The sequence below is a fragment of the Streptomyces lavendulae subsp. lavendulae genome, assembly GCF_002803845.1.
Lineage (GTDB): Bacteria > Actinomycetota > Actinomycetes > Streptomycetales > Streptomycetaceae > Streptomyces > Streptomyces lavendulae.
Window position 1 is genome coordinate 6,559,262 of record NZ_CP024985.1, and the last position, 14,750, is coordinate 6,574,011.

General features: G+C 73.8%; 13 protein-coding genes. 9 read left to right on the plus strand and 4 right to left on the minus strand.

Annotated elements, in window-relative coordinates:
• The first annotated feature begins 3 nt into the window (after positions 1–3).
• The 7 genes from SLAV_RS29280 to SLAV_RS29310 all read left to right on the plus strand — a co-directional run bounded on the left by SLAV_RS29280 (position 4) and on the right by SLAV_RS29310 (position 6,651).
• Positions 4–237, plus strand: a complete 234-nt coding sequence (locus tag SLAV_RS29280) for a CpXC domain-containing protein (RefSeq protein WP_030233639.1) — start codon at positions 4–6, stop codon at positions 235–237.
• A 23-nt stretch (positions 238–260) separates the two neighbouring features.
• A complete protein-coding gene (locus tag SLAV_RS29285) occupies positions 261–461 on the plus strand; it encodes a hypothetical protein (protein ID WP_030233641.1) in 201 nt (66 codons plus the stop codon).
• Positions 462–663: 202 nt separating this feature from the next.
• Positions 664–960: a Sec-independent protein translocase subunit TatA gene (tatA, locus tag SLAV_RS29290; RefSeq protein ID WP_030233644.1), complete on the plus strand. Its 297-nt coding sequence runs from the start codon at positions 664–666 to the stop codon at positions 958–960.
• Between the two features lie 56 nt (positions 961–1,016).
• Positions 1,017–1,979: a twin-arginine translocase subunit TatC gene (gene tatC, locus SLAV_RS29295; RefSeq protein ID WP_030233647.1), complete on the plus strand. Its 963-nt coding sequence runs from the start codon at positions 1,017–1,019 to the stop codon at positions 1,977–1,979.
• Positions 1,980–2,060: 81 nt separating this feature from the next.
• The gene (locus SLAV_RS29300; protein WP_030233650.1) at positions 2,061–2,948 is read left to right on the plus strand and encodes a diacylglycerol kinase; all 888 of its coding nucleotides are present in this window, start codon (positions 2,061–2,063) and stop codon (positions 2,946–2,948) included.
• A gap of 46 nt (positions 2,949–2,994) precedes the next feature.
• Positions 2,995–5,856, plus strand: coding sequence for a DEAD/DEAH box helicase (locus tag SLAV_RS29305; RefSeq protein ID WP_030233652.1), 2,862 nt, complete (start codon positions 2,995–2,997; stop codon positions 5,854–5,856).
• A 90-nt stretch (positions 5,857–5,946) separates the two neighbouring features.
• A complete protein-coding gene (locus SLAV_RS29310) occupies positions 5,947–6,651 on the plus strand; it encodes a TetR/AcrR family transcriptional regulator (protein WP_051841136.1) in 705 nt (234 codons plus the stop codon).
• Here the strand turns inward: SLAV_RS29310 and SLAV_RS29315 are convergent.
• The 4 genes from SLAV_RS29315 to SLAV_RS29330 form a co-directional block, all read right to left on the minus strand.
• Positions 6,587–7,564, minus strand: a complete 978-nt coding sequence (locus SLAV_RS29315) for a pseudouridine synthase (protein WP_030233657.1) — start codon at positions 7,562–7,564, stop codon at positions 6,587–6,589. The two genes, SLAV_RS29310 and SLAV_RS29315, sit on opposite strands and share 65 nt — an antisense overlap.
• Positions 7,565–7,582: 18 nt before the next feature.
• The gene (locus SLAV_RS29320; protein WP_051841137.1) at positions 7,583–9,163 is read right to left on the minus strand and encodes a serine hydrolase; all 1,581 of its coding nucleotides are present in this window, start codon (positions 9,161–9,163) and stop codon (positions 7,583–7,585) included.
• 226 nt (positions 9,164–9,389) lie between these two features.
• Entirely contained in the window at positions 9,390–10,235 is an 846-nt protein-coding gene (locus SLAV_RS29325) for a siderophore-interacting protein (protein WP_030233662.1), read from the minus strand.
• Positions 10,236–10,283: 48 nt separating this feature from the next.
• A complete protein-coding gene (locus SLAV_RS29330) occupies positions 10,284–11,189 on the minus strand; it encodes a 5'-3' exonuclease (protein WP_030233664.1) in 906 nt (301 codons plus the stop codon).
• An 856-nt stretch (positions 11,190–12,045) separates the two neighbouring features.
• Between SLAV_RS29330 and SLAV_RS43240 the strand changes: the two genes are divergently transcribed.
• Together SLAV_RS43240 and SLAV_RS29340 are read left to right on the plus strand one after the other, a co-directional pair.
• Complete coding sequence (locus SLAV_RS43240) at positions 12,046–14,013, plus strand: hypothetical protein (RefSeq protein ID WP_051841138.1); 1,968 nt, start codon at positions 12,046–12,048, stop codon at positions 14,011–14,013.
• Positions 14,014–14,141: 128 nt separating this feature from the next.
• Positions 14,142–14,747: a helix-turn-helix domain-containing protein gene (locus tag SLAV_RS29340; RefSeq protein WP_051841139.1), complete on the plus strand. Its 606-nt coding sequence runs from the start codon at positions 14,142–14,144 to the stop codon at positions 14,745–14,747.
• The last annotated feature ends 3 nt before the right edge of the window (positions 14,748–14,750 follow it).

Here is a 14,750-nt window from a genome sequence, read left to right on the forward strand (position 1 = left end):
GCGATGTCGCCATCATCTGGGCCGGCGGTGGTCACCTTCAAGGCGGCCTGCCCCGAGTGCCGGGCCCGGTTCGAGCTGGCCGCGGACGCGCTGCGGCTGGCGATCGGCGGGAGCCGACGGACCACCTTCTACTCCTTCACCTGCCCCGAGTGCTCGGCTCCGGTTCGCAAACCGGCAGGTGAGCGCATTGTGGAGTTGCTGACCGGCGGTGGGGTGAGCACGCTGCGGAGCGTGTGAGGCGGGCGCGCTAGGCTCGACCCATGCTGTGGCCGATGCTCGCAATTGTCCTGGGCTTCCTCGGGGTCGCCGTCCTCGCCGTGCTGGCCGTGCGGGTCTTCCTGGAGGTGCGGCGGCTGTCCGCCCAGGTGGCCCTGGCCAGCCGCCGGATCACGCAGGCGTCGGGGGACCTGGAACGGGCCGCGGCCGACCTGGCGCGGGCCGGGCAGGGACTGCGGCCGTAGGCGCGCGGGCCGCCGGCCCGCGCTTATGGAATCCGTGGAGGAGTACCCGTACCGTCGGTGCGGTAAGCAAGCGGGGATACCCCGGGGGATTGCCGGGCGTTAACCCTCGGGGGTTACGATCCTTGTCAGAGCGGTGTCCGGAGCTCCGTCCGGAGTCGCCAGGCCACCACAACCAGCCGTTTCGGTGAGAAGGAAGACACACATGATCGGCAATCTGAAGCCCCTTGAGATCCTTCTGATCATCGCTGTCATCGTGCTGCTGTTCGGCGCCAAGAAGCTTCCCGAGATGGCCCGGTCGCTGGGCAAGTCGGCCCGGATCCTCAAGAGCGAGGCGAAGGCCATGAAGAAGGACGGCGAGTCCGAGGACGCCGCGGCCACCGCCCCGGTCGCCGACCAGGCCCCGGCCCAGCCCGTCGCCCCGCGCACCATCCAGGCCGCCCCCGGTGACGTCACCAGCGCCCGTCCGGTCAGCGAGCCGAACCGCACCACCCAGGCCTGACATCCGGGGCGGTCGCCCGTCGCACGAGTCATCTGTAACGAGACAAGGGACGTGGGTTGCTCAAGTCTGCCCGCAAGCAGGGGAACAAGGACCGGGCCAAGGACGCCGAAGGGCGCATGCCGTTGGTCGAGCACCTGCGTGAGCTGAGAAACCGCCTGCTGAAGTCGGTGCTGGCGATCGTCGTCGTGACGATCTTCGCGGCCTACTTCTACCGGCCGATCATCGACTTCCTGCTGGAGCCGATGCTCTCGTCCGTCGGCTGCACCAACGGGGCCACGCACCAGCGCAACGGCGCCCCCTGCGCCGAGATGACGACGAACGGCCTGACCGCGCCCTTCTCCATCGCGCTGAAGGTGGGCCTGTCGGCGGGCATCGTGCTGTCCGCGCCCGTCTGGCTCTACCAGCTGTGGGCGTTCGCCGCCCCCGGCCTGCACAAGAACGAGAAGAAGTACGCGCTCAGCTTCGTCGCGGTCGGCGCCCCGCTGTTCCTGGCCGGCGCGGTGCTCGCGTACAAGATCCTGCCGCAGACGGCGGAGATCCTCCTCGGCTTCACCCCCGACCACGTCAAGAACCTGCTGCCGGTCGACGACTACCTCGACCTGGTCACGCGCATGGTCGTGGTCTTCGGCCTCGCCTTCGAGCTGCCGCTGATGCTGGTCCTGCTGAACTTCACCGGAGTGCTGAGCGCCAAGCGGCTGGGCAGCTGGTGGCGCGCCATGGTGCTCGGCATCACGATCTTCTCGGCCTTCGCGACGCCCACCGGCGACCCGCTCACCATGCTGACGCTGGCCTCCCCGATCGTGGCCCTGTACTTCATCGCCCTCGGCGTCTGCCTGCTGAACGACCGGCGCCGCAAGCGCGCCAACCCCGACGCCGACCTCGACGACGACGAGGCCTCCGACCTGGACCTGACCCCGGCCCCGATCGGCGCGACGGAGCGGGCCCCGGCCGCCTCCACGCTCCCCGAACAGGCCGACGGCGGCCGCAGGCAGATCAACGGCTACGACGACGCCACCTGACGGGCCCGCCCCCGGCCCGCGCCGGGAGGCGGCCCCCGGAAACGGGTGAGCGCGGAGATCACCCTCGGGTACATTCCCGGGGTGTCCTCAGAGATCACCCTCTTCGTCAATCCCACCGCGGGACGCGGCCGGGGCGCGCACGCCGCGCAGCCGGCCGCTTCCGCGCTCCGGGAGGCCGGCTTCTCCGTCCGGACGGTGGTCGGCACCGACGCGGCCGACGCCCTGGCCCGGCTGCGCGCGGACGTCCGCGAGGGCACCGGCGCCGTGATCGCCGTCGGCGGCGACGGGGTGGTCTCCCTCGCCCTCCAGGCGCTGGCCGGGACGGCCGTCCCCCTCGGCGTGGTCGCGGCCGGCACCGGGAACGACTTCGCCCGCTCGATGGGACTGCCCGTACGGGAGCCCGAGCGGGCCGGGCACCTCGCCGCCGAGGCCCTCAAGCAGGGCCGGATACGCGAGATCGACCTCGGCCGCGCCGGCGACACCTGGTACGGGACCGTGCTGTGCTCCGGCTTCGACTCGCGGGTCAACGACCGCGGCAACCGGATGCGGCTGCCGCTCGGCCGCTTCAAGTACGACCTGGCCATCCTCGCGGAGCTGGCCGCCTTCCGGCCCTTCCCGTACCGGATCACCCTCGACGGCGGCCGGGTGATCGAGACGGAGGCCACGCTGGTGGCCGTCGGCAACGGGTCCTCCTACGGCGGCGGGATGCGGATCTGCGCGGACGCCGAGCCGGACGACGGCCTCTTCGACGTCACCGTGGTCGGCGACTGCGGCCGCGGCACCCTGCTGAAGGTGTTCCCGCAGGTCTACAAGGGCACGCACCTCTCCCACCCCAAGGTCACCGTCCACCGGGCCGCCGAGGTCACCCTGGAGTCGGCCGGGCTCACCGCCTACGCCGACGGGGAGCGGCTGGGACCGCTGCCGGTGACCGCGCGGTGCGTCCCCGGGGCCCTGCGGCTGCTCACTTAAATGATCGCGACTGTTGTCGGAGCCGACGGGTAGGCTCGACAGCAAGATGACCGAAGAACTTTCCCCCGCCGAGCGGTACGCCGCTGCCCGGATCCGCGCCGCCGAAGAGGCCTCCGCCCTGGCCCCCTTCCGCGAGATGTACGAATTCGATCTGGACCCGTACCAGGTCGAGGCCTGCAAGGCACTGGAGGCCGGCAAGGGCGTCCTGGTCGCCGCCCCGACCGGTTCCGGCAAGACCATCGTCGGCGAGTTCGCCGTGCACCTCGCGCTCCGGCAGGGGCGCAAGTGCTTCTACACGACGCCGATCAAGGCCCTGTCGAACCAGAAGTACGCCGACCTCGTCAAGCGCTACGGCGCCTCGAAGGTGGGCCTGCTGACCGGCGACAACAGCGTCAACTCCGAGGCGCCGGTGGTCGTGATGACCACCGAGGTGCTCCGCAACATGCTGTACGCGGGCTCCCAGTCGCTCCTGGGCCTGGGCTACGTCGTGATGGACGAGGTGCACTACCTCTCCGACCGGTTCCGCGGAGCCGTCTGGGAGGAAGTGATCATCCACCTCCCCGAGTCGGTGACCCTGGTGTCACTGTCCGCCACCGTCTCCAACGCCGAGGAGTTCGGCGACTGGCTCGACACCGTGCGCGGCGACACCGAGGTGATCGTCTCCGAGGAGCGGCCCGTACCGCTGTGGCAGCACGTGATGGCCGGCCGGCGGGTCTACGACCTCTTCGAGGAGGAGTCCGACCACGGCGGCCGCGGCTCCGCGCGCCGCGAGGTCAACCCCGACCTGCTGCGCATGGCCCGCGAGGAGAACACCCGCACCTACAGTCCGAAGGACCGGCGGCGCGGCAAGATGGTCCGCGAGGCCGACCGCGAGCGCGAGCGCCGCTCCCGCGGCCGGATCTGGACCCCCAGCCGGCCCGAGGTGATCGCGCGCCTGGACGGCGACAACCTGCTGCCCGCCATCAACTTCATCTTCAGCCGGGCCGGCTGCGAGGCCGCCGTCCAGCAGTGCCTGTACGCGGGCCTGCGGCTCAACGACGACACCGCGCGGCTGAAGGTCCGCGAGATCGTCGAGGAGCGGACCGCCTCCATCCCGGCCGAGGACCTGCACGTCCTGGGCTACTACGAGTGGCTCGAAGGCCTGGAGCGGGGCATCGCCGCGCACCACGCGGGCATGCTGCCCACCTTCAAGGAGGTCGTGGAGGAACTCTTCGTCCGCGGTCTGGTCAAGGCCGTCTTCGCCACCGAGACCCTCGCGCTGGGCATCAACATGCCCGCGCGCACGGTCATCCTGGAGAAGCTGGTCAAGTGGAACGGCGAGCAGCACGCCGACATCACCCCCGGCGAGTACACGCAGCTCACCGGCCGGGCCGGGCGGCGCGGCATCGACGTCGAGGGCCACGCGGTGGTGCTCTGGCAGCGCGGCATGGACCCGGTGGGGCTGGCGGGGCTCGCGGGTACCCGTACGTATCCGCTGCGCTCCAGCTTCAAGCCCTCGTACAACATGGCCGTGAACCTGGTCCAGCAGTTCGGGCGGCACCGCTCGCGCGAGCTCCTGGAGACCTCCTTCGCGCAGTTCCAGGCCGACCGCTCCGTCGTGGGCATCTCCCGGCAGGTCCAGCGCAACGAGGAGGGCCTGGCGGGCTACCGCGAGGGCATGACCTGCCACCTGGGGGACTTCGAGGAGTACGCGCGGCTGCGCCGCGACCTGAAGGACCGTGAGACGGACCTGGCCAAGCAGGGCGCGGCGCAGCGCCGGGCGCAGGCCGCCAGTTCGCTGGAGCGGCTCAAGCCGGGCGACGTCATCCACGTGCCGACGGGCAAGTTCGCCGGGCTCGCGCTGGTCCTGGACCCGGGCGTGCCGGCGGGGCGGGTCAACGGCCACCGCGGGTACGAGTACGCCGAGGGTCCGCGCCCGCTGGTGCTGACCGTGGAGCGGCAGGTCAAGCGGCTCGCCGTGATCGACTTCCCGGTGCCGGTCGAGGCCGTCGACCGGATGCGGATCCCCAAGACGTTCAACGCCCGTTCGCCGCAGTCCCGCAGGGACCTGGCGACGGCGCTGCGCAACAAGGCCGGTCACCTCGTGCCCGAACGGCACCGTCCGGGCCGGGCGGCGGCGGCCGACGACCGGGAGATCGCCCGGCTGCGGGCCGAGCTGCGCGCGCACCCCTGTCACGGCTGTGACGAGCGCGAGGACCACGCGCGCTGGGCGGAGCGCTTCCACCGGCTCAAGCGGGACACGCAGCAGCTGGAGCGGCGCATCGAGGGCCGGACGAACACCATCGCCCGCACCTTCGACCGGATCCACGCGCTGCTGACCGAGCTGGACTACCTGCGCGAGGACGAGGTCACCGTGCACGGCAAGCGGCTCGCCCGGCTCTACGGGGAGCTCGACCTGCTGGCGTCGGAGTGTCTGCGCGAGGGGGTCTGGGAGGGGCTCAGCCCGGCGGAACTGGCGGCCTGCGTCTCGGCGTTGGTCTTCGAGGCCCGGCAGTCGGACGACGCCACGCCGCCGAAGGTGCCGAACGGGCCCGCCAAGGCGGCGCTCGGCGAGATGGTCCGGATCTGGGGCCGGCTCGACGCGCTGGAGGAGGAGCACCGCATCAACCAGGCGGAGGGCGTGGGCCAGCGCGAGCCGGACCTCGGCTTCGCGTGGGCGGCGTACCAGTGGGCCTCCGACAAGAGCCTGGACGAGGTGCTGCGCGAGGCGGAGATGCCGGCCGGTGACTTCGTGCGCTGGTGCAAGCAGGTCATCGACGTCCTGGGGCAGATCGCCGCGGCGGCTCCGGGCTCTTCGGCCCCGGCGTCCTCGGCGTCCTCTGCGGGTGGGAGCACGGTGGCGCGCAATGCCCGTAAGGCCGTGGACGCCCTACTTCGGGGTGTAGTGGCCTACAGCTCGGTCGGATAGGCCTTTTTGGGTCTTCCTCTAAAGGCTGGGTTGGCCAGATCTCATCTCTTGCCATGATCGTTTGAACGTGTCCTGTGCGACGATCGGCGCATGAGCGGTGGAACGGACGAAGGACCGAGACGGGTCGGCCGGCCACGCGCCGATCAGCTCAGACCGTACAGCGGCCGGCCGCCGCGCGAGGAGCTCCTCTGCGCGGCGGCCGAGCTCTTCACGGTGCGCGGGTACGCGGCCACCACCACACGGGCGGTGGCCGAACGGGCCGGACTGCGCCAGGCCACGATGTACCACTACTTCGGCGGCAAGGAGGAACTCCTCGCCGAACTCCTGGAGTCCACGGTCACGCCCTCCCTGGTCCTGTCCCGGCGGCTGCTGGCCGACGACGGCCGGCCCGCCGCGCACCGGCTGTGGGAGCTGTGCCGCTCGGACGTGCTGCTGCTGTGCGGGGGGCCGTACGACCTCGGCGCCCTGTACCTGCTGCCGGAGCTGCGGGGTCCGCGCTTCACGCCGTTCCGGCGGATGCGCGAGGAACTGCGCGACGCCTACCGGGCGTTGCTGCGCGCCACGTCCGTGGGCGCCGAACTCGCCGGGGACAGCGCCGGTCTGACGCTCCGCAACGACCTGGTGTTCGGCCTGATCGAGGGCGTCATGCTGATCCACCGCTCCGATCCGGGCCGCCCGGTGGCGGCCTTCGCCGAGGCCGCCGCCGACGCCGCCCTGCGGATCGCGGGCGTCACGCGGCCGCCGGCCCCGGGTCCCGTTCCCAGCCTTCCGGGTCCTCCCAGGCCCGCAGGGTGAGGCCCGACTCCAGCCGGTGTTCCACTCCCGTGACCGGATCGGTGAAGGACAGGGTCCGGGCCAGCAGCTGGAGCGGACGGCGGTAGTCCGCCGGGTCTGCTGCCGCGGCCACCACCGGGTAGACCGGATCGCCGAGCAGGGGCAGGCCCAGCGCGTTCATGTGCACCCGCAGCTGGTGCGTGCGGCCGGTGCGGGGCGTCAGCCGGTAGCGTCCCAGCGGGCCCCGGGTGCCGGTCAGCTCGACCATGCTCTCGGCGTTCGGTTCGGCGTCCGGGACCTCGACCGCCGCCATCACCCCGCGCACCTTCTCGATGTGGCTGCGGACCACGCGGGGGAGTTCCACCGCCGGGTCGTGGCGGGCGATCGCCTCGTACTCCTTGTGGACCCGGCGCTCCTGGAACAGCAGCTGGTAGGCGCCGCGGTCCTCGGGTCGGATGCTGAACATGACCAGTCCCGCCGTCATCCGGTCCAGCCGGTGCGCCGGGCTGAGGGCCGGCAGGTCCAGTTCCTCGCGCAGCCGGGCCAGGGCGGTCTGGGTGACGTGGCTGCCGCGCGGGGTGGTCGCCAGGAAGTGCGGCTTGTCCACCACCAGCAGGTGCCGGTCGCGGTACACGACGCCGATCGGGAACGGCACGCGCGGCTCGGAGGGCATGTCCCGGTGGAACCAGAGCCAGCCGCCCGGCTCGTACGGGTCCTGCGGGCGCAGCACCCGGCCGCCCGGGCCGAGCACCCGGCCGGTGGCCAGCAGCCGCGCCATCGACTCGGCGCCGCGGGTGCCGGCGTAGCGCTCGCTCAGGTAGTCGCCGAGGAGCCGCCAGCGTCCTTCCGGGTCGGGGGGCAGGCGCATGCGGACCGGGTCGATCCCGGCGATCTGGGGGAGCGGTGCGGGCGGGATGTGGGATCTGCGGCTCATCGGGACCAGGGTAGGGGGCTATTGCCGGGTGAAGGTGCCCAGGTGGTCCCGGTCCAGGTACTCGACGCGGACCGTGCCGTCGGCGAAGGTGACGCCGGTGCGGCCGACGGCGTTCTCGCCGGTGGTGACGAAGCTGAAGGTGTCGCCGTCGTAGTGGGTGAGGGGGAAGCGCAGCGGCCGGGGGCCGAGGGACAGGACCAGGCCCTTGCCGCCGGGGGACGCCGTGACGGTGAGGGGGCCGTAGTACGGGTTCCGGTAGGTGCCGGTGTACGCGGCGGGGTCGCGGGCGGGCTTCGCAACGGCGGGCGGGTGCGCGTAGTCGGTGGGGGAGCGTTCCGCCGCGGCGGCAGCGGCGTAGAGGGAGGCGGTCAGGGCCAGCCAGTCGGTGCCGGGCCGGCCGTGCTCGGCGGTGTCGAAGAAGTCCAGGGCCACGGCGTCGGCGAGACCGGCGGGGGCGCCGTTGGTCAGGACGACGATGCCGAGCCGTTCCAGGGGGAGCATGGTCACGTTGGTGTTGGCGCCGAGGGCGAAGCCACCGGAGTGGCTCAGGCGGAGCCGGCCCGCGTCGTCGTAGCTCACGTTCCAGCCGAGGCCGTAGAACTGCGGGGTGCCCGCGGGTGTCCGGGCCTGGGTGACGCTCTCGGGGACGCGGGTGCGGTCGAGGCCGGCGGCGGGGACGATCCGCTTGCCGTCGAGGGTGCCGTCGGCGAGCTGGAGGCGCAGCCAGCGGGACATGTCGCGGGCGGTGGAACTGACCCCGCCCGCCGGGGTCTGGGCGTCGGCGTCGCGCACGTAGCGGGGGCTCCAGGTGCCGTCGGGGTTCCTGACGTGGCCGTAGGCGCGGTCGGGGGCGTGGGCGTAGGCGGAGAACTCCGTGCTGGTTCGGGTCATTCCGGCGGGCTTGAAGAGGGTGTCCTCGCTCAGCTTCTGCCAGCTGACGCCGTGCGCGCGGGCGACGGCCTCTGCGGCGGCGGTGAGGCCGAAGTTGGTGTAGGCGTAGCTCGCGCGGAAGGGGGTGAGGGGTTCGAGGCGGAGGTGGCCGAGGATGTACGGACGGTCGTAGCCGAGGTCTTCGAGGAGGTCCCCGGCGTGGTCGGGGAGGCCGCTGCGGTGGGAGAAGAGGTCGGCGGCGGTGACGTGCGCGGTGACCCAGGGGTCCTTGAGGGCGAAGCCGGGCAGGGCGTCGCCCAGCGGTGCGTCCCAGGCGGCGGGGTCGGTGAGGGTGGCGGCCACGACGGTGGAGGAGACCGGCTTCGAGACGGAGGCCAGCTGGAAGACGGTGTCGGGGTCGACCTTGGCGGCTTCGCCGGTGCGGCGGAGGCCGAAGCCCTTGAGGTAGACCACCCGGTCGTCGTGGACCACCGCCACGGAGAGGCCGGGCACGCCGGTGCGGCGCATGCCGTCGGTGACGGTGGAGTCGAGACGGGCCACGGCGGCGGCGACGGCGGAGTCGCTCAGCAGGGGCCTGGGCGGCGGGGGCGGTGTCGGGGCCGGTGTCGGCGACGGGGCCGGCGAGGCTCCTGCGGGGGCGGCGGTGGCCGCCGCCGAGGCCAGGAGGAACGCGGCTCCGGCAAGCCCTGCCGCTCGGAGCGTACGCATGGGCTCATTGTCCCGCCGGCCGACGCCCCCTGCGCGCCGGCCGCGAGGCGGACCCGGGGCCGTCCCGTTGCGGCGCCGCCGCCGGGGGCGCCGCCCCCGGGCCCCCGCGCCTCAAACGGCGACGGGGCTGGATTCGGGCGGGGCTGGACCGGGTCCGGGCGCAGGCGCCGGAGGGGCGCCGGGGCGGCTGTGGGCCCCGGCGGCCCGGAAGCCGTGTGGCGGGCCGTCAGGCCGCGGCGGCCGTGGAGAGGTCCTGTTCGGCCTCCACCGAGGCGTTCCAGTCGCGCTTGATCGCGCGCCAGCCCTCGTCCGTCTCGCCCTGGCGCCAGTAGCCCGAGATCGACAGGCGGTCACGCGTGATCCCGCGGTCCAGGCGGAGGTGGCGGCGGAGTTCCTTCACGAAGCCCGCCTCGCCGTGGACGAAGGCGTGGACGTCCTCGGAGGGGAACTCCAGGGAGGTGACCGCCTCCACGAGGGCCGCGCCCACCGGACGGTCCCCGCGGTGCAGCCAGACCGGGGCGACCCCGTCCGGCGTGGCGATCTCCTGCTCGTCGGCCGGGCCGTCGACCTCGATGAAGGCGTGCACCCGCGCGCCCGCAGGCATCCGCTCCATGGCGGCGGCGATCGCCGGAAGCGCGCTCTCGTCGCCCGCCAGGAGGTGCCATCCGGCCATCGGGTCGGGAGCGTACGCGCCGCCCGGGCCGAGGAAGTGCACCGTTTCTCCAGGCTGGACGCGGGCCGCCCAGGGGCCGGCCAGGCCCTCGTCGCCGTGGACGACGAAGTCCAGGGTCAGCTCCCGGTGCGTCGGGTCCCACGCGCGGACCGTGTACGCGCGCTGGCGCGGCCAGGCCTCGCGGTGGTGCGTCGCGCGGATCCGGTCCAGGTCCCAGGGCTCCGCGTACCGCACGCCCTCGGGGGCGAACAAGAGCTTCACGTAGTGGTCGGTGTACACGCCCGCGCCGAAGTCGGCCAGCCCGTCACCGCCCAGCACGAGCCGGACCATGTGCGGCGTCAGCCGCTCGGTGCGTACGACGACTGCGGTGCCGACTGTGCGGGCGCGTCCTTCTGCCACGGCGTCTCCCCTGAACTTACGAAGCTTAGGATTACCTAAGTTAGCACCTCATGGGCGCAGTGCGCCGCTCAGACGGGATACCGCTCCTCCCAAACCCCACCGATGGGCGAGTGCGTCGACCAGTTCCGGCTGTGCCGGAAGGTGCGGAAGGGTCGGGTCGAAGGCCGGGAGCGGCACGTCGGAGGCCACCTTGACGACCTTGGGCGCCACCGCCAGGTACGGGCGGGATTCCTCCAGCCGCTTGCGCTGGGTGGGGGTCAGCTTCGACTTCGGGTCGCCGACCGCGGCGAGGATCCCCGCGAGGTCCCCGTACGCGTCCAGCAGCTTCGCGGCCGTCTTCTCGCCGATGCCGGGGACCCCCGGCAGGCCGTCGCTCGGGTCGCCGCGCAGCAGCGCGAGGTCCGCGTAGCCCGGGCCGTCCACCCCGTACTTCTCGCGCAGCCAGGCCTCGTCCGTGACCTGGAGGGTGCCGACGCCCTTGAGGGGGTACAGGACGCGGCGCCGGCGGGCGTCGTCCACCAGCTGGTAGAGGTCCCGGTCGCCGGTGACGATGTCCACCGGGCCGGTCGCCCGTGCGGTGAGCGTGCCGATCACGTCGTCCGCCTCGTACCCGGCGACGCCGACGCGGGCGATGCCGAAGGCGTCCAGGGCCGCCTCGATGATCGGCACCTGCGGGGCGAGGGTGTCCGGGGTCTCCTCCACGTCGGGGCCGGTCTCCGTCTCCACCGCGACCCGGTGCGCCTTGTAGGAGGGGATCAGCTCCACCCGCCAGTGCGGCCGCCAGTCGGCGTCCATGCAGGCCACCAGGTCGTCCGGGCGGTGGTCCTGGACCAGGCGTCCGATGAAGTCGAGCAGCCCGCGCACCGCGTTGACGGGGGTGCCGTCGGGGGCCTTCACGGAGTCCGGCACGCCGAAGTAGGCGCGGTAGTAGAGGGAGGCGGTGTCCAGGAGCATCAGGCGTCGTGTCGTCACGGAGACGATGATGCCGCACGGGCGGTGGGGGGCCGACGGCGTCGGCGCCGTCACTCCAACAGTGCGCCCGGCGCGCGCGGGGGCGGGCTTTCGCGGAGGGTGTTGATCACTGGCAGGACGTTCTGCCCGCCCGGTCCCCCACGCGAGGAGTCTCGGACGCCCATGGTCGCCGTTGTCGCCGCCGCCGCCGTTGTCGCCGCCGCTTCCGTCGCCGTTGCCGTCGCGGTCCGCGCCGTTCCGGCGGGCGGCGGGCTCATAGGCGCGGCCCTGATCGGCTGACGCCCCCGGCCCCGCCCCGCCGAGGCCTCCGCGTCCGTGCGGCCGGACCGCGGACCACCGCCCCGAGCCCGGAGCCTGCCCCTGGCTCCGCCCCGCACCTGGTCCGTGTCCCGTGCCCGGCCCCTGCCCGGGACCCGGCCCGGCCCGGCCCTACCCGACCGGCCCGAATCCGGCCTGACCCGGACTCTGCCCGGCCCGGCCGACGCCCACCGGGAACCGTGCCTGGGCCCTGCCCCAGTCCCGACCTGCCCCAGTCCCGACCTGCCTCACCCGACCCCGTCGGCCTCACCCGGGCAGGCCGGGCCTGACCTGGACCTGCCCGGCCGGACCTTGACCGGCCCCGCCGCCCGGGCCGACCCGGGCTGAGCCGGACCTTGGCCCGGACCGGCCTGACCCGGCCCGACCGGCCTCACCCCGGCCCGGCCCGCCCACCCGGCCCGGCCCGCCCGGACCGGGGCGGTTCGGGTTCGGGCCGGTTCGGGCCGGGGCCGGGAGTCGTACCCCTGCTTCGGGCGTGTGGTGCGGGGGCGTTCCGTTCGTATCTCACCCAGGAGTTGCCATGGATGCCGTCCCCTCCTCCGCCCCCGCCCGCCGGACCGTGATCCTGGCGGGTGCGGGGGCCGCCGCGCTCGCGGTGTGTCCCCGGGCCGCCACGGCCGCGGCGGCCGCCGGTCCGGTGCCGCTCGCGGACCGGCCGGCCGAGGCCGCCGAGCTGCCGCTGCGGGCCGACCGCACCACCCAGGGCGACGTCCTGGCGGGCTCCCGCAAGGACCACGCCTGCCTGCTGCTCCTGCACTTCCGGGACGTGGTCCTGGCCCGCCGCTGGCTCGCCCGGCTGGTCCCCGAGCTCTCCACCACCGAGGAGATGGCCCGCTTCAACGCCCTCTTCAGCGCGGCCCGGGTCAAGGCGGGCGGCACCGACCCGGCCTCCCTGTCGGCCCAGTGGACCGGGCTCTCCCTGACCTACCCGGGGCTGCGGCTGTTCGCCGGGCGGGACCCCTTCCCCGCCGTGCCGGCCGACAGCACCGCCGAGGCGTTCACGCAGGGCGCCGCCCGCCGCGCGGAGGCGCTCGGGGACACCGGCGCCAGCGCCCCCGCCTCCTGGCTGTTCGGGGCCGAGGACCCGCGGCGAGCCGTGCACGCGGTCCTCAGCCTCTCCGCGGACGACCCCGACCGCCTCGCGAGCACCGTCACCCGCCACCGGGAGGCCCTCGCCACCGCCGGGGCCACCATCGTCTTCCGGCAGGACGCCGGCACGCTGGCCGGAGCCCTGCGCGGCCACGAGCACTTCGGGTTCACCGACGGCATCAGCCAGCCCGGGGTCCGCGGCTTCCACGCACCCGACCCGGCCACCGGGACCACCGTGCAGGGCAAGCCCGGGACGCGGCTGGTCCCGGCCGGGGAGTTCCTCGTAGGACAGGAGAAGGCCGGGCAGCGGCCCGCCGGGCTGCCCGCCTGGGCCAACGGCGGGTCGTTCCAGGTGGTGCGCCGCCTCGCCCAGGACGTCCCCGGCTGGTGGGAGCAGGCCCGGCAGCGGCTGGCGGAACTGAAGAAGGCCGGGGCCGCGCCGGCCGACGCGACCGCCACGTGGGTCGCGGCCCGGCTGGTCGGCCGCTGGCCCGGCGGCACCCCCGTCGCGGGCTGCCCGCTCGCCGAGGTGCCGGGCCCGGTGGGCTCCGACCCGGACGCCCACCTCACCTACCACGAGGACGCACAGGGCTGGCACACCCCGCTGTTCGCCCACATCCGCAAGGGCAACCCGCGCGACGGCCTCGTCCCCGGCCCCGGCCGCCCCCCGCTCGACCCCGGCGTCCTCGACAACCGCCGCATCATCCGGCGCGGCATCCCCTTCGGCCCCGCCTACGACCCCCAGCACCCCGAGGGCGCGGGCGGCCCCGACACCCCGCGCGGACTGGTGTTCATCGGCTACCAGGCCGACCTGGTCCAGCAGTTCGAGTTCGTCGCCAAGAAGTGGATCAACGAGTCGGACTTCCCGGCCGGCCGCAACCCGCGCGTCGGCGCCGACCCCGTGCTCGGCCCGGATTCGCCGGTCACCTTCGAGACCGAGTCCGACAACGGCAGCCGGGCCACCACCCTCCGCTTCGGCCGCTACGTGCGCACCCAGGGCGCCCTGTACGCCTTCACCCCCTCCCTGCCCACCCTGCGGGCCCTCGCCCAGGGCGTCCTCGACGACTCCGTCGAGGTCCACCCCGGCACCGTCCTGCGCCCCGGCGACGTCCTCGACGCCGGCGCCGTCCGGCTGGCCCTCGCCGCCGACGGGGACCTCGTCGTCCTCGACCGCTCCGGGGCCCGGCGGTGGAGCGCCGGCACCGCGGGCACCGGCCACGACGCCCTCTTCTCCCGCGACGGCGAGCTGACCGTGCGCACCGAGGCGGGCGCCACGGCCTGGACCAGCGGCACCGCCGGGCACCCCGGCGCCCGGCTGCTGGTCAAGCCGTCAGGTGACGTAGTGATCCTCGACGTGGACCGAGTGCTGTGGCGGGCGCCCGGGGGCCACGTAGGGTGACCGGGGGACCACGGGAGAGCACCGGGGCGGGGTCCGGTGGGCCCGTGCGGGCGAATCCGGGGGCGGTTGCTGCGTAAGGTGCTTACAGCACACCGATGTGCACCAGGACAGGGGAGGGCAGCCCCGAGATGAACGACAAGGAAGACGGCAACGACAAGGAGAAGGACTCCAAAGAGCCGCTGCGGGTGGGCGTGGCCGTGCGCAAACGGCGCCGCGCGCTCCACCTGACCCTCGCCGCGGTGTCGGCGCGCAGCGGCCTGTCCGTCCCCTTCCTGAGCCAGATAGAGAACGAACGGGCCCGCCCCAGCATGCGATCGCTGGAGCGGGTGGCCGACGCGCTGGAAACCACGGCGGTCGAGCTGCTGGCCGCCTCCGACACGGCGCGCACGGTGGACCTCGTGCGTTCCGGTGACGAGACCGGGCTGAGCCCGGTGGTCGGCGTACGCCCCCTCGTGCGCGGGCACCACCAGCTGCACGCGCTGGAGTTCACCGGGGACCAGGACGCCGGACGCGAGTACCAGCACCGCAACGACGAGCTGATGTACGTGGTCTCGGGCGCCTGCCAGGTGGAGGCGGAGGGGCGGGCCTACCGGCTGGAGAGCGGGGACGCGCTGTTCCTCTCCGGCGGGGTGCGCCACCGCTGGCGGGCCACGAGCGAGGACACCAAGCTCCTGGTCGTCGCGGTCGGCGACCACATCCACGCCACCTCCGAGCCCCCCTCCCCGGAGCACTGATCC

Excerpts from the sequence above, each read along its gene's own strand:
- SLAV_RS29340 (WP_051841139.1), top strand. The coding sequence starts at position 14,142 with ATGAACGACAAGGAAGACGGCAACGACAAGGAGAAGGACTCCAAAGAG.
- tatA (WP_030233644.1), top strand. The coding sequence starts at position 664 with ATGATCGGCAATCTGAAGCCCCTTGAGATCCTTCTGATCATCGCTGTC.
- SLAV_RS29280 (WP_030233639.1), top strand. The coding sequence starts at position 4 with ATGTCGCCATCATCTGGGCCGGCGGTGGTCACCTTCAAGGCGGCCTGC.
- SLAV_RS29285 (WP_030233641.1), top strand. The coding sequence starts at position 261 with ATGCTGTGGCCGATGCTCGCAATTGTCCTGGGCTTCCTCGGGGTCGCC.
- SLAV_RS29320 (WP_051841137.1), bottom strand. The coding sequence starts at position 9,163 with ATGCGTACGCTCCGAGCGGCAGGGCTTGCCGGAGCCGCGTTCCTCCTG.
- SLAV_RS29305 (WP_030233652.1), top strand. The coding sequence starts at position 2,995 with ATGACCGAAGAACTTTCCCCCGCCGAGCGGTACGCCGCTGCCCGGATC.
- SLAV_RS29330 (WP_030233664.1), bottom strand. The coding sequence starts at position 11,189 with ATGCTCCTGGACACCGCCTCCCTCTACTACCGCGCCTACTTCGGCGTG.
- SLAV_RS29310 (WP_051841136.1), top strand. The coding sequence starts at position 5,947 with ATGAGCGGTGGAACGGACGAAGGACCGAGACGGGTCGGCCGGCCACGC.
- SLAV_RS43240 (WP_051841138.1), top strand. The coding sequence starts at position 12,046 with ATGGATGCCGTCCCCTCCTCCGCCCCCGCCCGCCGGACCGTGATCCTG.
- SLAV_RS29315 (WP_030233657.1), bottom strand. The coding sequence starts at position 7,564 with ATGAGCCGCAGATCCCACATCCCGCCCGCACCGCTCCCCCAGATCGCC.